The 23,361-nt window shown below is 43.8% G+C and carries 17 protein-coding genes; 4 read left to right on the top strand and 13 right to left on the bottom strand.

What is annotated here, in order from left to right:
* Window position 1 precedes the first annotated feature (1 nt).
* The 6 genes from CDO33_RS14305 to CDO33_RS14330 all read right to left on the bottom strand — a co-directional run bounded on the left by CDO33_RS14305 (window position 2) and on the right by CDO33_RS14330 (window position 10,144).
* Window positions 2–2,080, bottom strand: a complete 2,079-nt coding sequence (locus tag CDO33_RS14305; RefSeq protein ID WP_103082606.1) for a methyl-accepting chemotaxis protein — start codon at window positions 2,078–2,080, stop codon at window positions 2–4.
* Window positions 2,081–2,353: 273 nt separating this feature from the next.
* Window positions 2,354–3,748 (bottom strand): asparagine--tRNA ligase, encoded by a 1,395-nt coding sequence (asnS, locus tag CDO33_RS14310; RefSeq protein WP_103082605.1) that lies wholly within the window; start codon window positions 3,746–3,748, stop codon window positions 2,354–2,356.
* A 189-nt stretch (window positions 3,749–3,937) separates the two neighbouring features.
* Window positions 3,938–4,960 (bottom strand): aspartate--ammonia ligase, encoded by a 1,023-nt coding sequence (gene asnA / locus CDO33_RS14315; protein ID WP_103082604.1) that lies wholly within the window; start codon window positions 4,958–4,960, stop codon window positions 3,938–3,940.
* 129 nt (window positions 4,961–5,089) lie between these two features.
* A complete protein-coding gene (locus tag CDO33_RS14320; protein ID WP_242973945.1) occupies window positions 5,090–7,165 on the bottom strand; it encodes an ABC transporter ATP-binding protein in 2,076 nt (691 codons plus the stop codon).
* Window positions 7,152–8,915 carry an ABC transporter ATP-binding protein gene (locus CDO33_RS14325; protein WP_103082602.1) on the bottom strand — a complete coding sequence of 588 codons (1,764 nt, stop codon included), beginning with the start codon at window positions 8,913–8,915 and terminating at the stop codon, window positions 7,152–7,154. Before CDO33_RS14325 ends, CDO33_RS14320 begins: the two co-directional genes overlap by 14 nt.
* 89 nt (window positions 8,916–9,004) lie before the next feature.
* Window positions 9,005–10,144 carry a DUF362 domain-containing protein gene (locus tag CDO33_RS14330; protein ID WP_103082601.1) on the bottom strand — a complete coding sequence of 380 codons (1,140 nt, stop codon included), beginning with the start codon at window positions 10,142–10,144 and terminating at the stop codon, window positions 9,005–9,007.
* Between the two features lie 217 nt (window positions 10,145–10,361).
* On the opposite strand from CDO33_RS14330, the gene sigK reads away from it, so the two are divergent.
* A complete protein-coding gene (gene sigK, locus CDO33_RS14335; RefSeq protein WP_103082611.1) occupies window positions 10,362–11,066 on the top strand; it encodes an RNA polymerase sporulation sigma factor SigK in 705 nt (234 codons plus the stop codon).
* A gap of 290 nt (window positions 11,067–11,356) precedes the next feature.
* On the top strand, window positions 11,357–12,985 hold the full coding sequence (locus CDO33_RS14340) for an LTA synthase family protein (RefSeq protein WP_161496714.1): 1,629 nt from the start codon (window positions 11,357–11,359) through the stop codon (window positions 12,983–12,985).
* Window positions 12,986–13,202: 217 nt separating this feature from the next.
* Here the strand turns inward: CDO33_RS14340 and CDO33_RS14345 are convergent, their stop codons facing one another.
* From CDO33_RS14345 to CDO33_RS14355, 3 genes are read right to left on the bottom strand one after another with little or no spacing between them, the layout of a single operon-like run.
* Window positions 13,203–14,612 (bottom strand): peptidoglycan D,D-transpeptidase FtsI family protein, encoded by a 1,410-nt coding sequence (locus tag CDO33_RS14345; RefSeq protein ID WP_103082599.1) that lies wholly within the window; start codon window positions 14,610–14,612, stop codon window positions 13,203–13,205.
* The gene (locus CDO33_RS14350; RefSeq protein ID WP_103082598.1) at window positions 14,599–15,870 is read right to left on the bottom strand and encodes an FtsW/RodA/SpoVE family cell cycle protein; all 1,272 of its coding nucleotides are present in this window, start codon (window positions 15,868–15,870) and stop codon (window positions 14,599–14,601) included. The genes CDO33_RS14345 and CDO33_RS14350 overlap by 14 nt, the downstream gene beginning before the upstream one ends.
* Window positions 15,871–15,884: 14 nt before the next feature.
* Window positions 15,885–16,334 carry an FHA domain-containing protein gene (locus CDO33_RS14355; RefSeq protein ID WP_103082597.1) on the bottom strand — a complete coding sequence of 150 codons (450 nt, stop codon included), beginning with the start codon at window positions 16,332–16,334 and terminating at the stop codon, window positions 15,885–15,887.
* Between the two features lie 371 nt (window positions 16,335–16,705).
* On the opposite strand from CDO33_RS14355, the gene CDO33_RS14365 reads away from it, so the two are divergent.
* Entirely contained in the window at window positions 16,706–17,491 is a 786-nt protein-coding gene (locus CDO33_RS14365; protein WP_103082595.1) for an arylamine N-acetyltransferase family protein, read from the top strand.
* Window positions 17,492–17,743: 252 nt separating this feature from the next.
* Here the strand turns inward: CDO33_RS14365 and CDO33_RS14375 are convergent, their stop codons facing one another.
* Together CDO33_RS14375 and CDO33_RS14380 are read right to left on the bottom strand one after the other, a co-directional pair.
* Complete coding sequence (locus CDO33_RS14375) at window positions 17,744–18,619, bottom strand: hypothetical protein (RefSeq protein ID WP_103082593.1); 876 nt, start codon at window positions 18,617–18,619, stop codon at window positions 17,744–17,746.
* A gap of 56 nt (window positions 18,620–18,675) precedes the next feature.
* Window positions 18,676–19,797: a uroporphyrinogen decarboxylase family protein gene (locus CDO33_RS14380; protein WP_103082592.1), complete on the bottom strand. Its 1,122-nt coding sequence runs from the start codon at window positions 19,795–19,797 to the stop codon at window positions 18,676–18,678.
* A 275-nt stretch (window positions 19,798–20,072) separates the two neighbouring features.
* Between CDO33_RS14380 and CDO33_RS14385 the strand changes: the two genes are divergently transcribed.
* Window positions 20,073–20,633, top strand: a complete 561-nt coding sequence (locus tag CDO33_RS14385; RefSeq protein WP_161496580.1) for a helix-turn-helix domain-containing protein — start codon at window positions 20,073–20,075, stop codon at window positions 20,631–20,633.
* A gap of 266 nt (window positions 20,634–20,899) precedes the next feature.
* Here CDO33_RS14385 and CDO33_RS14390 read toward each other — a convergent pair whose 3' ends face one another.
* Window positions 20,900–22,087, bottom strand: coding sequence for a glycine C-acetyltransferase (locus CDO33_RS14390; RefSeq protein ID WP_103082590.1), 1,188 nt, complete (start codon window positions 22,085–22,087; stop codon window positions 20,900–20,902).
* A gap of 43 nt (window positions 22,088–22,130) precedes the next feature.
* On the bottom strand, window positions 22,131–23,156 hold the full coding sequence (gene tdh, locus CDO33_RS14395) for an L-threonine 3-dehydrogenase (protein WP_103082589.1): 1,026 nt from the start codon (window positions 23,154–23,156) through the stop codon (window positions 22,131–22,133).
* Window positions 23,157–23,361: the final 205 nt, after the last annotated feature.

Below are 23,361 nucleotides of genomic sequence, written 5' to 3' on the forward strand. Positions count from 1 at the left end.
TTTACTTAAAAACGGAGACAGCTCGCATTAAATCTTCTATGCACTTTTTAGAAGCTTCCATCTCTTCCCTCACCTTGCTGGTATCACTTACAGCGACAGCTATATTCCGGTTGATATCGGCAATGTCGGACGCTCCGGTGTTGGTGGCGGTAGATACATCATCTACTGCGCTTACCATGGATTTGAGAGAAGAAAGAACCTGGGAGGATACCCTGCTGAATTCATCAATAATACTGCTCAGCACCTGGGCATCACGGTTGTAACCTTCTACTGCTGCAAGCATGGTTTCATAATCGGCCTTTACACCGGTATCCACAAACTGGAGCAGCTCTTCGGAATGCTTAATAAGGCCATCCACGGCAGGATTGATCTCTGCCAGCACATTTTGGATGTCTCCCACCATCTGCTTGGATTCACCGGCAAGCTTACGGATTTGCTCTGCAACTACTGCAAATCCTTTGCCGTTTTCTCCTGCCCTGGCGGCTTCTATAGCTGCATTAAGCGCCAGCAGATTGGTTTGATCGGCAATGGCAATTATGGCTTTTGCCAGTTCATTCACCTTTTTGACGGCTTCAGCTTTTTCTATGGCCTCCTTCACCTTATCCCTGGCTTCATCAATCATCGAAACAGCTTTAGCCTGAGTACTTGCAAAGGAGTTTCTGAATTCCACCGCCTTTCGGCTGATTTGCAGCGCCTTTTCCGCTCCCACTTCTGCTCTCTCTTCAACGCTTCTCATGGAGTTTTCCACCTCTTGAGACAGCGCCCCCATTTCCTGGGCAGATGCAGCAGTTTCCTGCATTCCGGCTGATACGGCCGACAGCATGTCGGAGGTCTTAACCATAAAATCATCCAGACTTTCCGCCGATTTCACCGTATGAAGCACATTCTGGTTCATCATGAGAGTCAACTCTTTGACATTCTTTATGGACTCAGAAACGCTTTCATGAATCTTGTTGAAGTTCCTGGCCAGAATGCCTACTTCATCTTTGCGCTTGCAGTATTTCTCATCGATGGAAACTGCAAAATTACCTCCTGCCATCTCAATGCACTTATTGCTTATCTCCTTTATCGGGCGGCTGAGCCCCATCGCAAAGAAGGAAGCTATCGCAAAAGCGGCAACCAACACTATAAGAGTTATTACAAACATAATATTGCGCAGCTCTGTCGCCCCAAAAAGCACCACGTTTTTATCCACTTCCAGCACGACAGTCCACGGAAGTCCTTCGATGTGGGCATAGCCTACATATTTCGGCACATTTTCTTTTATGTATTCACCCCATCCTTCTTTGCCGTCCCTTATCGTTACATATAGGGATGTGAATTTTTCTACATCTTTATCGTCTGTCAATCCCAAACGGCTGACAGAAGCAGAAGACGTAGCATCCACCTCTTCGCCCGGATTGCCGGAAATGGCTTCAGATTTGGAACTGCTCAAGTTTTTTAGATGGTACAAAACGGTATCCCTGTCGGTATGCGCTATGATGTTGTTGTCGCTGTCCAATATAAAGGATGTACCTTTTCCGCCAAAAGCACTGGCATCAAGAAAGTCGCTGAGCTCCAGACCGTCTCTTTCAACAGACAGAACACCGACTATTTCTTCACCGTGACGGATGGGAACCGCATAATAAATATCAACCGAATCCTCCTCATATATGGGCCCCAATACCACTTTCTCTCCTTGCAATGCCTTTCGGAAAAACTCTTTCTCTGCAAAGCTCTCCGAAGTTCCATCCTGATAGATTGCATTGCCGTTGATGTCGGAAATGGCTACCCGTTTGTGGCCATTTCTTTTAACTTCCTGCTCCAGAACTTTCTTGACATACTCAACATCAAACCGGTAGGTCCCTATTGATTTTATATCATCATCTGATGCAAGAAGTTCTAGGGTTTTGAATATATGTTCCGCCTGGTCTTTAATATCCCTGGCAAATCTACCGGTATAATCTGTAAGCATAAATTTCGCGTCATCCATCAGAATAGACATAGCGTTGAAATATGCGGTAATCCCTAGTACAGAACATGTAAATGCTAGTAGTAGTCCAACAATTATAATAATCCTCGCTCTAAGACTTTTTAACATATATATACTTCCTCCTACGCCTCGGAAATTAGGCAAAATAGTATTCTTTCGGCAACTATAAACATTATACAACAAAGTCGAACAAATGAAATGAAGAATTTGCTAAATTTTAAATTTTATTAGCAAAATTAGTTAATACTGCTGCAAAAATCTGATATATGACTTTTTTCCAAGAAGAAGGATGAATGGCAGCAGAAGCTATATATGTTATTGTGTTCATTCTGATTTCCCTGGCATTATAAAAATCGGGGGATAAAAATCCCCCGATAAAATCTAGAACTCTGCTGACTTGGTTGTCCTTGGGAAGGAAATGACATCTCGTATATTGCTTATTCCGGTCATATACATTATCGCCCTCTCAAACCCGAGGCCAAAACCGGCATGCTTTGTGCTTCCATACTTACGCAGGTCAAGATACCACCAATAATCCTCTTCCTTGAGGCCTAATTCCTTCATCCTGTTCAAAAGGTAGTCATACCTTTCCTCTCTCTGGCTGCCGCCGATTATTTCTCCTACACCCGGTACTAACAGGTCCATGGCGGCAACAGTCTTGTTGTCATCATTAAGCCTCATGTAGAAGGCTTTGATATCCTTTGGATAATCAGTCACAAACAAAGGCTTTTTGAATACCTTTTCCGTCAGATATCTTTCATGCTCTGTCTGCAGGTCGCTGCCCCATTTGACAGGATATTCAAATTGATCTTTTTCTTTTTCCAGTATTGATATGGCTTCCGTATAGGTGATATGGGCAAAATCTGAGCTTACCACATTGTTCAGGCGCTCAAGAAGCGTTTTGTCTATAAAATTGTTGAAAAACTCCATCTCCTCAGGAGCGTTTTCCATTACATAGTTTATTATATATTTCAGCATGTCTTCCGCCAGCTCCATGTCGTCCTTCAGGTCGGCAAAAGCAATTTCCGGCTCGATCATCCAGAACTCGGCAGCATGCCTTGCTGTGTTGGAGTTTTCCGCCCTGAATGTAGGTCCGAAAGTATAGATTTTCCCGAAGGCCTGGGCATATGTTTCTCCAGCCAGCTGCCCGCTGACAGTCAGGTTCGTGGACCTTCCGAAGAAGTCCTGAGTATAGTCAACATTTCCCTTTTCATCCTTCGGTATGTTGTCGAAGTCAAAGGTGGTTACCTTGAACATCTCGCCTGCACCTTCGGCATCACTTCCGGTTATTATTGGTGTATGCACATATACAAAACCCCTGTCCTGAAAGAATTGATGGATTGCCATCGCAGCCAGGGACCTCACCCTAAATACAGCAGAAAATGTATTGGTACGAGGCCTTAAATGAGCTATTGTTCTCAAAAACTCGAAAGAATGCCTCTTCTTCTGGAGGGGATAATCCTGGGGACAAGCGCCCTCCAGTTCTATCTTGCTGGCTTGCACCTCAAAAGGCTGTTTTGCTCCGGGGCTCTCCACCAGTGTACCTTCCACGACAATCGCCGAGCCTACCGTTAACTTGGTAATCTCTTTAAAATTTGGGATTTTGCCGTCTTCAAAAACAATCTGCAGGTTCTTAAAAAACGACCCGTCATTAATTTCAATAAAACCAAAATTCTTTGAGTCTCTGATAGTTCTGACCCAACCGGCAACTTTGACGGTTTTATTTAAAAATTCCTGTGTGTTTCTAAAAACTTGCTTGATAGGCGTATATGCCATTTTCCCGTTCCTCCTTCATTTGCTTGCATAAAATAATCTAAAGCCTGCCGGAGTATGATTAATTGCTGCACCTCCCGGCATATAGGTAAATACACACCGACGATACCCATGGTCAAAGGATATTGCCGATGCTCATGCATGAATGAAATCCTTGTCGCATTTTTTTAATTTAACAGCAAAAGCTGTCTTTTACAGCAATTGAATATTTGCCTTTTCACAGTCCTCCACCATTTTGTCGGGCCATATGGATGACTGCACTTCGCCGATATGAGCTTTCCTTAAGAAAAACATACATATGCGGGACTGTCCTATTCCTCCCCCAACAGTGTAAGGCAGTTCCCCGTTCAGCAAATCCTTGTGGAACTGAAGGTTCAGCCTGTCTTCACATCCTGCCAGTTTAAGCTGCTTTTTAAGCGCCTCTTCATCCACCCTTATGCCCATCGATGATACCTCAAAGGCTCTGTTCAATACAGGATACCAGAATATTATATCACCATTCAATGTCCAGTCATCATAGTCAGGAGCTCTTCCGTCATGCTTTATGCCGGACTTCAACTCCCCGCCTATCTGCATTATGAATACAGCCTTTTTTTCTTTGGCTATCATGTCTTCCCTCTCTTTCGGAGAAAGCTCAGGATACTTGTCCTCCAGCTCCTGAGTGGTTATAAAGCTGATTTCATCAGGCAGAACTTTTTTTATTGCGGGGTATTTTCCGGATATGTAGTCTTCTGTCCTTTTAAAGACACTATAAATTTGCCTCACAATGCTCTTTAAAGTTTCAATATTTCTCTCACTCTTATCAATGATCTTTTCCCAGTCCCACTGGTCCACATATATTGAGTGCAGATTGTCGAGGTCTTCATCCCTGCGTATGGCATTCATATCGGTGTACAAGCCTTCGTCCTTTTTAAAGCCATATCTCTTCAAGGCCATTCTCTTCCATTTCGCCAGGGAATGAACTATTTCAACATCTTCTCCCCCCACATCCTTCACTTCAAAAGAAACGGGTCTTTCCACCCCGTTGAGATTATCGTTCAATCCGGTTTCCGGCTTTACAAAAAGCGGTGCTGATACGCGGGTAAGGTTTAATTCCTTGGCCAGCTCCTGCTCAAAGAAATCCTTTATAAGCTTTATTCCTACTTCGGTTTCCCTAATTGTCAAATCGGATTTATAGTTTTCAGGCACTATCAACCTATCTGAATCATATGCCATTAATGTATTTCCTCCCTGATACTATAACTTTGGTATATTAGAAAAAATTATATCACTTTATCGTAACTGATGGTAGTATAATGTTTCATCATATCAAAAAATAAGAATCAAACAAGGTCGAATTCATAATCATGCCCTGTTTCCCTCATACTGAAGCTTATAAAGGTTGTAATACATGCCTCTTTTGGCCAAAAGCTCCTGATGGTTTCCCATCTCCCGAATTCTTCCCTTATGCAGCACGATGATGTTATCCGCATGCTGTATGGTTGAAAGCCTGTGGGCTATCACAATCGTCGTGCGGTTTCTGGTAAGTTTCGCCAAAGCATCTTGTATCAGCAGCTCCGTTTCAGTGTCAATGTTGGCTGTCGCCTCATCCAGTATGAGAATGGACGGATCAAAAGCCAAAGCCCGTGCAAAAGCTAAAAGCTGCCTCTGCCCGGCGGAAAAGGTCGCTCCCCTTTCCTTCACTTCCTCATCATAGCCATTAGGCAGTCCCTGTATGAATCCATCGGCATTCACATAAGCTGACGCCTTTTTGACTTCCTCATCAGATATTCTATCCTCACTCAACCTTATGTTCTCCATAACAGTTCCGCTGAACAGGAACACATCCTGCAGCACCATTCCCACATTTTCCCTGAGGCTTTTCTTTTTAATCTGGCGTATATCTATTCCATCCATAAGTATCTGACCCTTTCGGATCTCATAAAACCTGTTCAGAAGATTTATTATAGATGTTTTTCCTGCGCCGGTGGCACCCACTATGGCCAGAGTCTTTCCTGCAGGCACTTTGAAGCTCACGTCCTTCAGCACCCATTCATCATCGTTATAGGCAAACCATACATTTTTAAATTCTATATCTCCCTTTATCCTGTCTTTGTCCATCTCGATGCTGCCCTCATCCGGCTCTCCGGGAGTGTCCAATATTCCAAAAATCCTCTCGGAAGAAGCCATTGCCGCCTGGAGTATATTGTATTTTTCCGCCATGTCGTTGATGGGATGGAAGAACTGTCCCACATAATCAACAAAGGCGAAAAGCACACCAAACTGCAAGGTTCCATCCAAAACCCGAATCCCTCCAAACCATAACAGCGCCGCAATGGTGGCCGATGATATCAGTTCGATAAGGGGCCTGAATACCCCCGATACAACAACCTCACCCATGGTAGCTTTATAATATTCCTTGTTGGTCTTCTTAAACTCTTCAAGCTTTTCCTTCTGTCGGTCAAATATCTGGATCACCCGCATACCCGATATGTTTTCAGACAAAACGGTGTTAATGCGGGCCAAAGCCACTCTTATTCTCCTATATGCCTTTCTGGCATTCTTTCTGAAAAAGACGGTAACCAGAACTACCACCGGTATTGCTCCAATTATAATTAGGGCAAGAACCATATTCATGCTGAACATTATTATTATGACTCCCACCAAAATGCAGAAATCCTTTAAAAGGCTGACTAAAACATTGGTATACATGTCATTCAAGGTTTCCGTATCATTGGTGACCCTGGTTACCAGCCTTCCCACCGGGTTTTTATCAAAAAACGCAATGGGCATTTTCTGAATGTGGCTGAATATCTCCTGCCGGATATTAAAAATTATGGTCTGTCCCACATAGTTCAAAATATAGGTTTGAAGAAAATTGAACAGGAAGCCGGCAATGATGGCCAGAATAAAAATAATCCCGATGGTCTTCATGGCATTCAAATCCTTCGACCTGAATATTTTAACTTCATTACGGTCCAGCCTTCTTGCCTCCAGGATAATACTGTCACCATAATGCAGCTGATACTGCCGGCTTTCTTCTGAAATCTCCGCCACCGTCGCGCTTCCCATCATCTCCGGCTCTACAATACCGTTTACCAGATAAGGTATATTATCCACATAGTCAATAAAAAATACTCTGTCCTCCGGAATTTCTTCAGGAACTGACTCCACCCTTTTATATATCCTGCCTTCGAATTCCACGCCTTCCACACCGGAAGAAGCCTCATATGTAATCATGGGTTTCTGGTAACCATTCAGATAATCATCTATCGCTATTTTTATGAAGTAAGGCTTCAGGAGGTCTATCACGGTAACAGCAACCAGAAGAAGTATTGCGGCTGCAAAAAAGGCCCAATACTTCTTTGCATATGACATAAGGCGTTTCATCAGCTTGGAGTCATATGCCTTGACCTGAGTTTCCTCTTCATAATAACTCATACTCATCCTCCCCCTCTATCTGTTCCGCCAGCAGCTGTTTCTGGTAAAGGTCATAATATTCGCCTTTCAGTTTCAGAAGAGATTCATGGTTTCCTCTTTCTATTATCTCACCGTCATCCAGCACAATAATTTCGTCCGCATGCTTGATGGAGGAAATCCTGTGGGAAACTACAACACTGGTGCGGTTTTTCAGAACATCCTTAAGCCCTTTCAATATCTCCTCTTCCGTATTGGTATCCACTGCAGAAAGGCAATCATCCAGGAGCAACACCTCCGGATCTCTCACAATTGCCCTGGCAATGGCAATCCTCTGCTTCTGTCCTCCTGACAGGGTTACACCCCTCTCACCCACCATGGTTTCAAACTTTTCGGGGAAATCCATTATATTTTCGTACACCTGGGCGATTTTGGAGGCATTTATAATGCTTTCATCATCCCTGCCGCAGAAAAAGTCTATGTTTTCCCTTATGGTTGAAGAAAAAAGGAATGTATCCTGGGGTACATATCCCATGCTGCCTCTTAATACCGACAGGGGTATCCTGTTTATATCTACTCCGTCTATCAGCAGCATGCCTTCTTCCACGTTGTACAATCGCTGTATGAGGTTTATGAGGGTTGTTTTGCCGCTTCCCGTCCTGCCGACAATGGCAAGAGTTTTGCCTTCTTCAATCAACAGATTGATATTTTTCAGGGCAGGCCGGCTGGCGCCAGGATAGGTAAAGGTGAGATTTCTAAACTCTATTCTTCCTTTAATACCCCGCAAAGGTACAACATTCGGAGCATCTTGAATTTCCGGCTTTTCCCTCATTATTTCGTTTATCCTTTTGATGGAAACGGAAGCCCTCTGAAATATGCTCACGATCCATCCTAACGCGGCTATCGGCCAGATGAGCATTCCCAGGTAGCTGTTGAAAGACACAAAGCTTCCCAGGCTTATATCTCCATATATTACTTTCACTCCGCCATACCATAGGGCAATGACAAAGGAAAAAGCAGAAATGGTTCCTATCATCGGAAACAGGCTGCTCGTAACTTTAGTGTACTTGAGTACGGTATTTCTGTTATTTATGTTAGTTTCTCTAAATTTATCCTCCTCATGCTTTTCCTGGGCGAAGGCCTTTACCACCCTTATACCGGAAATATTCTCCCTGGTCCTCTCGGTCAGCTGCGAAAAAGCTTCCTGGATTTTCTGAAGGCTTCTATGCATAAGGTCCACGTTGAAAACAATAATAAGAGCCATTACCGCCAAAGGCCCAAAAGAAGCCAGAGTAAGTCCTACGCCCCCGGTTCTGAACATCATTGCAATCGCAGCCACAGGGATGATTGCGCTGTCAAAAGCAAAGGCAACTCCCTGGCCCAAAGCCGTACTTACATTATTGATGTCGCTGGTAGCATGAGCCATGAGATCTCCTGTTTTATGGTTGTTATAATAATTGGGAGACAGCTTTTGAAGGTGATGGTAAAACCTGTTTCGCAAATGCATTTCTATGGATTTCGCCACACCATAGACCATATATCTCCATGTAAACCTGAAGACAGCAATTCCCAGCGCAATTCCTGCTACAATTCCCGTATAAACTGCCAGCCGGGATTTATTCAATTCTCCCGACTTAAGTAAATCCGTCATGATTCCCAAAACCCTTGGCAACACCAACTGCAAGGTGTCGACAACTATTAGGCTTAATATTCCAAAAGCGTACTTATATTTGTTTTTTGCAATAATATCCCTAATGAACTCCAAATCTCTCATATCTCACCTCAAAACCACCTGTCACAAGAGACGGCTATAACTACTTGAATGGTTGATTATCCATCATAAAGTTCAGAATTTACGTCGAACTAGATTTTTATCAATTTCCTTATAAGAGGTACTTTCTGATGAATCGCGCTCTCCGGGCACATTTCCTGACAGCAGTAGCATCTTATGCAGGTCTTGTATTTGTACGTCGGCGGATTCGTTTTTATGCCGTCATGCCAATTTACAGCTTTAGGTTTCACCGGGCATATATTAACACAAACACCGCATTTTACACATTTGCTTTTATCTATAAAAGGCTTGGGCACCACTAAGTTTCTCGCAAACTGCAAGGCCGAACCGACTTTGAAAGGTTTGACCGGCTCCCTTTTTACATCGAAGTCAGGGTTCCTAAAACTCTCAATAGGATCCCCTACAACCTCAATGCTGCTTTCATCAAAAGTACCCAGTCCCATTTCAGCTCCCACCTTGATCGTCGGAACAAACTCCGGATCAAGGTTTATTATCCTGCAAACTGTGGCATCCAGAGCTATTGGATCGGCGGAAAGCAGCAAAACATTCATCTTTTTCGGAGTTCCTCCCCTGGGTCCGTTTCCTTCCATCGCCATAATTCCGTCCATTATGTAAAGTCTTGGCTTGAGCAACCTGTTAAGATCAATGAGCATTCTGGAAAAATCAAAAACATTGGGGATTCTCACATGCATTTCACCTTTAAGAGGGCCGGGGATGCAGCCAAACTGGTTTTTGACCGACCCGGTCATCCTGGCAAAGCCATGGGTTTTCAACTTTGGTATGCTTATCAGGCCGTCGCTCTCCAAGACCCCTTTGGCTATCACAAACCTCTTGTTTTGTACGCCTTCATGAAAGGGAACTTCCTCCCCATTATTGAAGTCAGCAAGGCTTATGCCCAGTTCTTCAGCAGCATCAGCTATACCGGATTTTCTGGCAGCTGCTTTCGGACTATGGAAGCCCGGAGAGTCACCATAGGTCAACAGAGCACCGGCTTCCTTGAAAATCTCCCCTACGGCCTTGAAAACCGAAGGATGTGTCGTCACACATCTTTCAGGAGGATCGGCGGAAAGGAGATTGGGCTTTAAAAGGATCTTTTCGCCGGGCTTTACAAATGCTCCGGCCCCTCCCAGCAGCTCCAAACCTTTTTTAACAGCGCTCCTCACCTTTTCATAGTCATAACTTTCACACTTTATCAATGCAACTTTGGACATATTATACACCACCCGGTCAATTAATATATCATTAACTATATACGTAATTTCACAACTCATTTCTAGCTTGTTTTCAAACAAAATGTTCTTTGATGATTATACCACAGGATTTTCTACTTTTTTCAAGAATTTAAAAATGTACTTGCACCTCGCTGTTAAAATTTTCATATACTTTATAGGTACCCTAATTATGATGGAGGTGCCCGCTTTGCTACTCATGCATATAGTTTCAGCAATACTGGAGGCCTTTTGCAGCACATTTCTGCACATCGGATATGTATCCAGCTCCATCTCATATCCGCAGCCCCTGGCAGCGGAGGAAGAACTACGGTACGTAAAAATGTATAAGGAAGGCAGCGAAGAGGCAAAAAATATACTGATAGAACGAAATTTGCGCTTGGTCGCCCATATTGTCAAACGTTACAGTACACTGGGGTATGAATCGGAGGATTTGATTTCCGTCGGAACCATAGGTCTTATCAAAGCCATTACCACTTTTAACCCTGACAAAGGCACAAGGCTTGTCACATATGCCGCAAAATGCATAGAAAACGAAATACGCATGTACATAAGGTCCACAGCAAAATACAAGGATGACATATCGCTGCACGACCCCGTAAGCACAGACAGGGACGGTAACGAGTCTTTGTTGATGGATATCCTGGTTAGCCAGTCACCGGCCATAGATGAGCAGGTGGAGCTGAACCTGCAAAAAAACTGGTTGTATACCAAAATGAAAACAGTCCTGAAAAGGAACGAAAAAGATATTCTTGAGCTGAGGTACGGCCTTCCCGACAAGGCTGAAAGAACGCAGATTGAAATAGCTAAAATGTTCGGCATATCGAGGTCCTATGTATCAAGGATAGAAAAAAAGGCAATAAAAAAGCTAAGAAATGCTTTAAAGCCGGAAAGCTGCCTTTAAAGCAGGCCTTGACGGCATGCAACATTCATGAAAGCACCGATGATGATATGACAGATGACATTCAATTTGGGGCAACATTCCCTGAAGATAAGCAAAACAACCCCCATATTACATCACAAGACCTTCCGGGCGGTATTAACCGGAAGGCTTCGTTTAATATTTGCCCTTTTGGTCAATAATTTTACAGAGAACAGATAAAATAAGGACGGTTGGGGATGTTGCCGCATAGATTAAAATCGATTTACGAATCTAAATTGCATAATGCAGCATGGACAAAAAACCGCGCCGATATGGTGCCGGCATTTTTCTTTGTTCTTTTAAACGTGCTTAAGATTACCATATTTAATTTTTACATAATACCTGCCGGTACTGTCGGTGCCTTTTTATACAAATTTGCAATCACTTTTTTGCTGTCTGTGATTGTGTATCTGCCTATTTTTAAATTCAGGAGCCGGATTTTCCTGATCGCCTTCTATGTTTTGCAAAGCGTTTATATTTTTGCAAACCTGGCCTACTACCTGTTTTTCCGCTCCTATCTTCAGATCGCCCAGTCAATTTTATTACTGAAGGAAGGAGCCGATGCTGCCGGGCATTTCTCAATTCCTAAAAACCCGATATTATGTATTGTATTAATCGATCTTCCCCTTTTTATTTACATAATGTTCACATACCGAAAGGTATCGATGCTTTATAAAAGGCTTAAACCATCGGGCAGAGCATTGATAGCTGCGGCTGTTCTGGTACTGCTGCTGACCGAGGGTTATAATTACGCGTTCGGATATTCGCTTATTCACCTGGCAAGGGAGTATACCGATAGAGAGCATCAAATAATTGAAAGATACGGCACATTGGTGAACTGCTTTATAAATTACAGCAACAGCTCTGATGAAGAAAAGCTGATAAGAAATTTCATATACGGGAAAACCAGGTCATCCCCTGGCAGGAAAGGCACCCCCGGCAATATAGTGGTCATTCAGGTGGAGTCAATGGATTCCAATATAATCAACAAAAAATACAAGGGTGAGTACATAACACCGTTTTTGAACTCCTTATCCAGGGAAAACATATATTACCCTTATGTCCTAAGCTACCACAAAGCCGGAGGAACTTCCGACTGCGAATTCTCCACAATCAACAGCTTGGAACCTTTGAACGATTTCCCGTCAATAAAGCTGAAGAGCTATATGTATCCGAACTCATTTCTAAAGGTATTGAACAATCATAATTATGCCACCGCAGCTTTCCACGGGAATGTCGGCAGCTATTTCAGCCGCAGTTCTGCTTACTCCCGCATGGGGTTTGGCGAATTTGACGACATGATGGCAATGGGATTAAAGCATGTGGGTTGGGGAGCTCCCGACAAGGATGTGTTCAAGCATGCCATAAATAAGACCGCCGGCTTAAAGCAGCCTTTTCTTACTTATACAATAACCATGACCAGTCACGGCCCCTTTACAAATGCCCTGAATTACTACAAAAGCAAGCGGTATGACGATGTTTCAAATGAAGTGGTCAGAAATTACTTCAATACTTTTTCCTATGTGGACGAAGCAATCAAAGATTATGTGACCCATATACTGAAGAATTTTAGCAACACCTACATTTTCATATGGGGAGACCATACTCCAAATATTAATACGGACGAATATATGCAGGCTTCCTTTATCGAAGACAGCAAGTATTTTGAATTTGTGCCCCTAATAATCATCACACCGGACAAAATAAGGTATACGGAGACAAAAAAGGCGGCATCCTTCCTGGATATCGCTCCTACCATCCTGGAAGCATCGGGAGTGCCCTACGAAATCAAAACCGACGGCATAAACCTGCTGGATTTTAATGAGGAGGGTGGCAAAATACCCTACAGGGGAAGGGATTATGACAGGACCTACCTGTATGATAGGGTGGCAGGAAGGTAAGGAAAATACCTTTATGTCAAAATTCCATGAAAGCAGTCAGCTTCCTCTTTTCCGCCAACTCTTTGCTGATGCCACCTATACTATTACAATCTTTAGGCTTTCATCTCTGGCTGCTTTTGCTGCATGCAAAAAAGGTGCTAACGATAGCACCTTTTTATTTCCTAGAGTTTTCAGGTTACATCCCTGCATTCCACGACTGGCAGGCATAATTTCCCTGTCATTTTTTCAAATAGGCCTTCATCAACTCCCTGGCTATCGGGGCGGCTGATCCTCCTCCGGTAGTACCACTGTATTCAAGGATTACAGCGACAGCTATCTTTGGATTCTCCACCGGCGCAAAAGAAATAAACCAGGCATGGTTCTTGGCTTCTCCCTCTGCCGTCAGCTCGTTTTCTGCCGATCCGGTTTTCCCGGCCACATTCACCCCTTCTATGGCTGCAGATTTACCCGTTCCCGACTTTACCACCTCGCGCATCATCAGCTTGATGGCTCCTGCCGTCTGAGTGGACATCACATTGTACAGAACCGATGGTTCCGTCACTTTTATTTCATCTCCGTCATGGGATACAACTCGGCTCACCATGTAAGGCTTCATCATAACTCCATTGTTGGCAATGCATGATGTTATCATAGCCATATGCAGAGGTGTGACCTGGAGTTTGCCCTGTCCTATAGCGACCGATGCCATATCCGTTTTTCCCATGCTGTCATAGGGAAAACGGCTTTTGGTGACAGGGATTTCAAAAGGTATATCCTTTCCCAGCCCGAATCTGTCGGCAAGACTCCTCAAGACGTTTTCCCCCAGCTCAACTCCCACCTGGGAAAAGAAAACATTGCTGGATACGGCTAAAGCTTTTTTCATATCTATTTTTCCATAGGCTTTTTTTCCGGTATTGGAAAAGGGTTTTCCATCTATGGTGACAGTACCTTTGTCTTCTATTACAAGGTCTTCCATCCCGTTTTCCAAAGCTCCGGCGCTTATCACGGTTTTGTAGGTTGAACCCGGCGTATAAAGGCCCTGGGTGGCACGGGGAAGGAATATCGCATCCTCCGACTCCACCATGGCCTGCCAGTTGGCACTGAGCTTATCTTCGTTGGGGTCAAAGGCAGGCTTGCTCACCAAAGCCAATATTTCTCCGGTTTTTGGGTTCATCGCAACCACTGCCCCATTTCTGTCTCCCAACAGCTGACTTGCCAATTTCTGCAGTTCATGGTCCAGTGTAAGATAAACATCATCTCCATATCTCATGCCGGATTCATCCCGGTTGCCAAAATCGAATATGCCTCTTTCGCTGCCCAACAGATAGTCATTATATGAAGCTTCCAGCATGGATTTCCCATAAGTTCTGGAATTATAGCCTATCACATGGCTGTACAGTGACCCATGGGGATAGGTGCGCTTCCAACCGTCCTCGGTTTTTGGACTGTCAGCCAGCACGATGCCATTTTTGTCCAAAATCCTGCCCCGTATGGTATCTTCCTCTGCTTCCCACTGCCTTTGGTTGTAGGAATTTGTGATAATCCTGTCCTTTACAAAAAGCTCGAAATAGGTGAGATATACTACGAGGCTTAAAAACAGAACGCTCATTACAATCAATATATGAATGACCTTTCTATCTTCCTTCATCCGAAATGCTCCCTTCATCCTGTCCGCCTTCTCTTGACACGGCTTCCAGAATCCCTAACTGAATAAAGCTCGTCGTAAGAGAACTTCCCCCATAGCTGATAAAAGGAAGAGTTATTCCTGTCAGGGGAATGAGCTTTATTACTCCTCCAATGATGATAAATGTCTGAAAACCAAACATACACGTTATTCCCAAAGCTACCGCCTTTTTGAAAGTATCTCCGGTTTTGAGCACGATTTTAATCCCCCTGTAAGCCAGCAGGAAATACAGCAGAATGACGGCCACTCCTCCGAATATTCCCATCTCCTCACATATGGCCGAGAATATGAAATCCGTTGTGACTTCCGGGATATAATCCGGCCTGCCCATACCCAGCCCTGTTCCGAAAAAGCCGCCGGACCCTATGGCAAACAGGGATTGGGTGATCTGATAACCTTTTCCTGCAATATCGGCCCAGGGATTCAGCCATGTTACAACACGAACCCTTATGTGATACAGTGCAAAATATCCGGCTGTCCCTCCTAAAGCCGCAATTATCACATTTAGAAGCAAAAACTTCATATCGGCGTCAAAAACATACATCATGGTAATGTATATTATAAAGAACAGCAGCGCCGTTCCCCAGTCCCTCTGCATCACAAGAAAACCCATAAACATATATACAATTGCCATGAGGGCTATCCTGCCCTTTATCTTTATCTGTTTAAGTTTTAAGGTCAGGGCATTCAAAAATATCTGCTCCGAGTGGGTTAAATAGCATGCCAGTGTAAATATAAAAAGTATTTTTATAAGTTCCGATGGCTGAAAACTGAAGCCTTTTATGACTATCCAGTTGGTGGAACCTTTTATATTGCTTCCAAACACCAAAGTAACCAGGAAAAGGCCAAAAGAAGCAAAAGCATAGGCATACATCAGCTTATTCCATATCTTAATCCTGATATATATAAAATAGCTTAGAAAGAACAGGACAATTCCTCCGGAAAACCATACTATCTGCTTAAACCCAAGTCCTCGATTTAACCGGTAAATCATAATAAATCCAACACTTGCCAGCATGGAAACTATTAAGAACAGATATTCATCTCCCAGTTCCTTCTTAACTATAAAAAGGTAAGTGCCTGCTATCAAAGTTATTATCAAAAGACCGGCACCTAATATATAAAAGTCATGGGGCTCCCTATAAAAAAACAGCAGCCCGAAAGCCAGGATATCAGCAAGCACCACCAGGCTGACAGGCCTTTTGTAGCTGGCGATCAGCATAGTATTCACTCCTTCTAATTCTCAACATACAGAAAATCCATCTGGCCTATATGTATTTTATCACCATCTCTTAAATATACCGGATCCCTTCCCAACCTCTCACCATTGACAAAGGAACCATTGGTACTGTTCAAATCCTGCATGGAGGTTCTCCCGTCATGTACGGTAAATCTCACATGCTTGCCTGACACATAAGGGTCTTTTATGACAATGTCATTTTTATTGGACCGGCCCAGCTCCATGTTCCCATCCAAGGTATATGTTTCCTCAACCTTAAATCCAAGATCCTCTCTCCTGTTTATCAGCTTGATATATGGGAGGTTCTTTCCCTTTTTCATGCCATGCTTTCCTTTCGCTCCCATTGAGCTTATATCAAGGTATATAAGGCGTATGATGCCATATATAAACAGGTAGATGATAGTGATAAAAATATATTTCATTATCGACGACAATATCTCGTACAATCCAAAAACCTCCTGTCATGCGGCAATACAGCTGCAAACCAAAAGCCAAAAAGCAGCGCCTGCTACTATTATAACAAAAAAAACGCCGTAAAATATATAGGCGCTTGCCACCTTCTTTAAATTAACTCATTGTGCTGGCCTTTCCGGTAGCATTATAATCTAAATTATATAACAAACCTGCGCAGGATTTAAATAATGCTGCATTGTGCAAAACCCCGATAAAGGCAATCCTTTTGTCCTTTCACTGTTTCTGCCGCATTTTTCGCACCGTCTGTAATTAATGCTAAAAAGCAGCTTGAATCAGGTTGCCGGTTATAGTAAAATGCAATAAGCGGACTCTTTATAAAATTATCTCGAAAGGAATTGGTCATATGGCAAATCCTACCTATCCCCAAAGTGAATGCTGTGTACAGAAATATTTGGAACGCATAGGATATAACGGACCGCTGGATGGTAGTGCCCGGACATTGTCGGCACTGCAGGAGGCTCATGTACATGCCGTACCTTACGAAAATCTGGACATACTCATGGGACGCAAGCTATCTCTGGAAATCCCCGATCTTTATCAAAAAATAGTCGTCCGCAGGCGTGGCGGGTACTGTTTTGAACTCAACGGCCTGTTCGGATGGCTGCTTCGCGAGCTTTCCTATCCGGTAACCGATTATTTCGCACGGTTTTTAAGGGATGAAACAACCATCCCCATGCGCAGGCACAGAGTACTGAGAGTAGAAGCTGAAGGTCAAACCTATATATGCGACGTGGGTGTTGGAGGTCCTTCTCCGGCTCGTCCGTTGCTTCTGGTGGAAGGCTTGGAGCAAAGGCAAGGAGACGAAGCCTACCGCTTCCAAAAAGATCCCCTGCTGGGATGGGTAGTGCAAGAATTTCGTCATGGGGAGTGGTCGCCCTATTATTCCTTCACTGAAGATCCCCAGCTTCCCGTGGATTTTGTAGCAACCAATTACTACTGTGAAAACTCACCCGATTCCATATTCAGAAAGGAAGCCATGATTTCCATAAGAACTGTGGAGGGACGTAACACCGTGGCAGGAAAGGAATTTCGTATTTTTAACCGGGATGGTGTAAAGACCTTTATTCCTGAAACCGAAGAAGCATACAAAGTAGCATTGAGCAAATATTTTGGCATCGTGCTGGATTAGCTATATGCCATTGAATTTGAGATAAACATCCCATCTACATCATACAAAAGTGGTTGTTTCAGTCTTTTCATTCCGCAGGACGTGCAAGAAACCAGCTGAGCATCCCTGGAGCAAATAATCTTTAACGGCCTTGGTTTTTTACCCGATGGTGTATCATGCCTTTCCGTATTTTTGCTCCCCATGGCTTTCTCCAAATCATGCTTGTGTTCCTATGCCATAGAAAATGCTTCAGCTGGTTTGCATCATCATATCTCACTTATGGGATTCTGCTGCTCCGAAAGCACTCTGATTCTGGTTCGGACTGCCTCGGCGCCCCAATTTCGGAGTCCGGCGTTCCAATGCAGCCAGTGAAATTTCTATATCCTCGTATACCTCATCTGCGGTATGGCAGCCTACGGTCACCATGTCACAATCCCGGATGGTACTCCAGGAAAAATTGAGGCCTACAAAAGGTGTGCATCTTCCTGCAGCCATAGGTTTGATGGTCATGACAGATTTTTTTGCATTGTGAATGATACCTGCAACCATCTCAACCTCCACCTGCATCATGAAACCCATGCAGTTATATATCTGTATATAAGTTTGTACGTCATAGTTATTGGCATCGCAATAAACAACAATTTCCGGCATATGCGCAGAAAGTCCCGGTATCATGCCGGCCTCACGAATCATATAAGTATAATCGCTGATCCTTTCTATTGTTTCTCTCTGTCTGTTTACCAGCTTTTCAACACTCGAGTGATGCAGGAGGCAGAGGGATGATCCTATTTCTGCACTTTTTTTGATAATCTTTTCTGTCTCCGCCCTTGATTTCTTGTTGTTCGCCACATTCACAATAGGTGTATCCACTATTATCATTTTTTTGCCGGTTTTATCCTCGGTATAGCGGATAGCATCCACAAGAATTTCATTCTGGCTTGCAGGAGCCATAATAGTATCGACACCATAATCAAGGAATGCCTTAAGCACCGGATAAAAAGACTCGGCACTACTATACCGCTCACGGATCATTTTGTCAGCTGCTGGTCCGGTGTGGCTCCATCCAAGCAGCCAGTTTGTGCCGATAATCATGCGTGATAAAGACAGATTTTCTACTGTAGTACGTGGAAATTGTACACATGCATCCATAACTTTTCCCCCTTTGCCTACAGCTTTGATTATGTCCAATTAAAAGCACCAGGCTATTATTTCATTCCGAACATTTTTTCCTTCAAATCCAGATAGTACAGATAATCTTGAGGTTTTACATTCGGCGGGCATCTGTGGTCACAGAACGGTATGTACCCTCCCTTTTCCACCAGCGGAACAAGGGTTTCCAGATATGCTTTTATTGCCTCCCGTCCGGCACCCAGCTGTATTTTATCCACACCGCCCATAATTCTCAATTCACCTTCATACTTTGAAAGAAGCTCTGCCGGGTGGGCACATCCGTTTACTTCAAAAGGAAACAGGCAGTTGACTCCTCCTTCCAAAAAGTATGGAAGAATTGGCCTTACATCGCCGTCGCAATCTATATACCAGATGTCTATCCCATGTTCACGGAGCTTTTTGCTGATCCTTTTATACCGTGGCATCACAACGTTTTTGAAGAAATCTACCGTAACGATAGGTCCGTTCTTAAAGCAGATATCTTCCCAGCCTGATGCAAAGTCAAAATCAAAATGAGGAAGAACCTGGTCCAGGAAATCCTCCACCAGCACACAGCAGGTTTCCACCATATCCTCCACCATGTCGGGATAATCATAGCATGCATAAGCCAGGCCTTCAAAAGTGAGCATATCCCGGATCTTTCCTATCATCGATCCACAGTCCACGCCCAACGGATAGTCACGATCGGCAGGATGGATCTTCTTCAGCTTTTCAATATCAACTTTTCTTGCAGGGTCATCCCTCCGAAAACGTTCTTCCTTGCACCTTTTCCAATCCTCCGGAGTAACTACTGTAGGCTTTATGTAATGGGGTATCGTATCATGGCCGTCCTTTGGAACCTCTGCCAGCAGACCGTCGGAATTCATTATTATCCTGGTATTTTCCCGTTCCTCTACCACCTCGTTGGGAAATCCCGGGCTCATCCATACATTCCCGCCTATTACGGAAATTTTATCGAAGTTGAAAAACAAGTCCGCTTCCCAATTGTTCTTTATTCCATTTTCGACAAATATGTCCCATTCCTTAAAATTCTCATCCCAATAGCCGAATTCCATATTGAAGCAGCGGTCCACCGCTTTATAGTGCATCTGGTTGTTAAACCTTTCCCTGTCGGTCATAGTACCTTTCCACTTTGGTCTGCAAGGTGTAATGGCCATTTTTCATCGCTCCCCTCAAGAAAATATCTCTACTAAAGGCTGAAAGCCTAAATATCGGATATAATAACAATTATATCTCTTTATGACTGCAAAAGCATTAAGGAAAATTGATAAGTGATATAAAAAAATTGCTGCATGTAGGTTTTAAACGCAGACTTTCCCCTAAATTGCTGACTTATATAAGGCTTTTATGCAGCACATTATTGTGTTTTTTCATAATAAGCTGATATAATTGCATTTAGAATGATTCAGCCAATGAAAGGATGAAGGCAGGAATGAGTTTAAACCAGCCACCCCTGGTGGGTAAAAATATTCAAAATCAGAGAAAGCAAAAAGGATATAGCCTGGATGAGCTGGCAAAACGTTCGGGTGTTTCCAAGTCCATGCTCTCCCAAATTGAGCAGGATAAAGCAAACCCAACGGTAGTAACCGTTTGGAAAATAGCTCATGCCCTTGATTTGCCGATGCAGGAGCTTTTAGAATCCGCATCGGACAATATTATTGAAGTTATCCGGTCCGACGATGCGCCTATCATATACTCCGAGGACAAACTATGTAAAATCCGGATAAACTCACCACTGCACATGACTGATAATCTTGAGCTGTATCAGATGATATTCAAACCCGGAGGAAAGAATGTCTCCATGCCCCATTATCCAAAGGCCGAAGAATTTTTGACCGTGATTGAGGGAAAGTTTAAAGTCACCTCCGGGGAATATTCCGCAATACTTCAAAAGGGTGATACCGGCAGGTATCGCGCGGATATCGAACATGCCATAGAGAATATATCCGGGGGAGAAGCAGAAGCATATCTGGTGGTGTGGTTTCCCAAATAAGTCTAATATTATGTAAATCATAAATGAATTCAGCTGATGATGGACTAATTTGATTGTTATTATGTGTTTTGGATCCTTTTGGAGCATCAATCATCAATTTCAATTGCTGAGTTCAGACAAGGTATACATCATTTATATCATACCAATATTGTCAGGAGTACGCTTTTGCATAATGGCTACAACGACAAAAGCACCCTGCTTGAAAGACCAGGGTGCTTCGTCCTATCCAGAGTTTAATATTCTACAATCTTTTCAATTGTCCTGCATTACAAAATGCCCAATTCCTCTGCGGCTTCACGGAAGGCATGAATTGCAAAATCCAGGTCCTCTTTGGAATGAGCTGCGGAGATCTGAGTCCTTATTCTCGCCTTTCCTTTAGGCACCACAGGGTAGAAGAAACCAACCGCATAGACTCCCTTTTCCATAAGCTTTTTAGCCATTTCCTGCGCCAGCACCGCATCTCCCAGCATGACAGGCACAATCGGATGCACGCCTTCTGTTATATTAAAGCCAGCTTCGGTCATTTTTCTTCTGAAATACATGGTGTTCTCCTTAAGCCTGTCTCGCAGTTCAGAGGATTCCGACAGAAGTTCCAGAACCTTCAGCGATGCATAGACTATGGCAGGAGACAGGGTATTTGAAAACAGGTAAGGCCTGGAGCGCTGCCTTAAAAGGTCTATGATTTCTTTTCTGCCGCTGGTATAGCCACCGCTGGCTCCCCCGAGGGCTTTCCCCAGGGTGCCGGTGATTATGTCTACCCTATCGGAAACCCCGCAGTATTCGGGAGTTCCCCGGCCATTTTCTCCCATGAAGCCTACGGCATGGCTATCGTCTACCATTACCAGGGCATCATATTTGTCGGCCAGATCGCAAATACCCTTCAAATTAGCAATAATTCCGTCCATTGAAAATACTCCGTCGGTAGCAATCAGCCTGAAACGGGCATTCTGCGCTTCTTTAAGCTTTTCCTCGAGGCTTTCCATATCATTGTTCTTATATCTGTACCGGGCAGCCTTGCAAAGCCTGATACCATCGATTATGCTGGCATGATTCAACTCATCGCTGATTATAGCATCCTGCTCCGACAGCAGTGTCTCAAAAAGCCCTCCGTTGGCATCAAAACAAGAGCTGTACAATATTGTGTCCTCCGTGCCTAAAAACTCCGACAGCTTCTTCTCAAGCTTTTTATGGATATCCTGTGTTCCGCAGATAAAGCGCACTGAAGACAGCCCGAATCCCCACTCGTCATAGCTCTTTTTGGCGGCTGCCACAATATCGGGATGATTGGAAAATCCCAGGTAGTTGTTGGCGCACATATTGAGGATTCCCTTTTTTCCCTGCACATCAATTCTCATTCCCTGGGGCCCTAGTATTGGACGCTCATCCTTCCAAAGCCCGCTCTTTTTTATGTCTTCCAGCTCGGACCTGTAAAATTCTAAAGCCTTTTTCGACATTCAAAACCCTCCTGTCCTTTTTGGATTCATATTAACAGTATTATTAAACCCATTCCAGTATTACTTTGCCTGAGTTACCTGAAGCCATTATATCAAAGGCTTTTTGATAATCGGTGTATTTGAATTTATGGGTGATCACCGGTGTAATATCAAGGCCTGACTGGAGCATGACCGTCATCTTATACCAGGTTTCATACATTTCACGCCCGTAAATACCCTTAATGGTAAGCCCGTTAAAGACCACCTTGTCCCAGTCTATCACCGTGCCGGGTTCCTGCAGACCGAGCATTGCAATCTTGCCCCCGTGGCACATTACGTCCACCATGCTGTTGAAAGCACTGCTGCTGCCTGACATTTCCAGGCCAACATCAAAGCCTTCCTTCATGCCCAGCTCTTTCATTGTCTCTTCGATGGAATCGGTAGCAACATTCAAGGCTCTTGTGACTCCGACCTTTTTAGCCAGCTCCAGGCGGTAAGGATTTACATCAGTAATAACCACATATCTCGCTCCTGCATGCTTTGCCACCGCTGCAGCCATGATTCCTATAGGCCCTGCCCCTGTTATGAGCACATCTTCACCCAGGACATTAAAGGCCAGGGCAGTATGTACAGCGTTGCCGAAGGGATCAAAACAACTGAAAAGCTCCATCGGTATTGACGGATCGCAGTGCCATACATTGGTCACCGGTATGGCAAGGTATTCGGTGAATGCTCCGGGACGGTTCACGCCAACACCCTTGGTTTCTCTGCAAAGATGCCTCCTTCCGGCCAGACAGTTCCTGCATCGTCCGCACACTATATGCCCTTCCCCCGACACTATGTCGCCAATTTTGAAATCATGCACATTGCTTCCCATGTCCACAATGGTTCCCACAAACTCATGCCCAATGGTCATCGGCGTCGGGATCGTCTTCTGCGCCCACTCATTCCATTTGTAAATATGTATGTCCGTACCGCATATCGAGGTCATATGTACTTTTATCAGGACATCGTTTATGCCTATCTCCGGTATCGGAACATCATCGAGCCATATTCCGGGCTCCCGGTATTTTTTGACTAAAGCCTTCATTTTACCTGCCTCCCTACAAATAATCTTTCGCCCTTATTCAATATATCGAACATTTTGTATATTATATTATTATTTTGAAGGATATATGTCAATCAGAATTTTTGCTTTTCAGAGTTGCCACTAAAGCATTAGATTGACTGCAGAAATTTGGGATTATGCTGATTGGACCGGATAAGAAAGGATGATTTCTGCCAGAGACGTAAGA

The sequence above is a fragment of the Clostridium thermosuccinogenes genome (genome assembly GCF_002896855.1).
GTDB lineage: Bacteria > Bacillota > Clostridia > Acetivibrionales > DSM-5807 > Pseudoclostridium > Pseudoclostridium thermosuccinogenes.

Excerpts from the sequence above, each read along its gene's own strand:
- CDO33_RS14305 (WP_103082606.1), bottom strand. The coding sequence starts at position 2,080 with ATGTTAAAAAGTCTTAGAGCGAGGATTATTATAATTGTTGGACTACTA.
- asnS (WP_103082605.1), bottom strand. The coding sequence starts at position 3,748 with ATGGCATATACGCCTATCAAGCAAGTTTTTAGAAACACACAGGAATTT.
- asnA (WP_103082604.1), bottom strand. The coding sequence starts at position 4,960 with ATGGCATATGATTCAGATAGGTTGATAGTGCCTGAAAACTATAAATCC.
- CDO33_RS14320 (WP_242973945.1), bottom strand. The coding sequence starts at position 7,165 with ATGAGTTATTATGAAGAGGAAACTCAGGTCAAGGCATATGACTCCAAG.
- CDO33_RS14325 (WP_103082602.1), bottom strand. The coding sequence starts at position 8,915 with ATGAGAGATTTGGAGTTCATTAGGGATATTATTGCAAAAAACAAATAT.
- CDO33_RS14330 (WP_103082601.1), bottom strand. The coding sequence starts at position 10,144 with ATGTCCAAAGTTGCATTGATAAAGTGTGAAAGTTATGACTATGAAAAG.
- sigK (WP_103082611.1), top strand. The coding sequence starts at position 10,362 with ATGCATATAGTTTCAGCAATACTGGAGGCCTTTTGCAGCACATTTCTG.
- CDO33_RS14340 (WP_161496714.1), top strand. The coding sequence starts at position 11,357 with ATGGTGCCGGCATTTTTCTTTGTTCTTTTAAACGTGCTTAAGATTACC.
- CDO33_RS14345 (WP_103082599.1), bottom strand. The coding sequence starts at position 14,612 with ATGAAGGAAGATAGAAAGGTCATTCATATATTGATTGTAATGAGCGTT.
- CDO33_RS14350 (WP_103082598.1), bottom strand. The coding sequence starts at position 15,870 with ATGCTGATCGCCAGCTACAAAAGGCCTGTCAGCCTGGTGGTGCTTGCT.
- CDO33_RS14365 (WP_103082595.1), top strand. The coding sequence starts at position 16,706 with ATGGCAAATCCTACCTATCCCCAAAGTGAATGCTGTGTACAGAAATAT.
- CDO33_RS14375 (WP_103082593.1), bottom strand. The coding sequence starts at position 18,619 with ATGGATGCATGTGTACAATTTCCACGTACTACAGTAGAAAATCTGTCT.
- CDO33_RS14380 (WP_103082592.1), bottom strand. The coding sequence starts at position 19,797 with ATGGCCATTACACCTTGCAGACCAAAGTGGAAAGGTACTATGACCGAC.
- CDO33_RS14385 (WP_161496580.1), top strand. The coding sequence starts at position 20,073 with ATGAGTTTAAACCAGCCACCCCTGGTGGGTAAAAATATTCAAAATCAG.
- CDO33_RS14390 (WP_103082590.1), bottom strand. The coding sequence starts at position 22,087 with ATGTCGAAAAAGGCTTTAGAATTTTACAGGTCCGAGCTGGAAGACATA.
- tdh (WP_103082589.1), bottom strand. The coding sequence starts at position 23,156 with ATGAAGGCTTTAGTCAAAAAATACCGGGAGCCCGGAATATGGCTCGAT.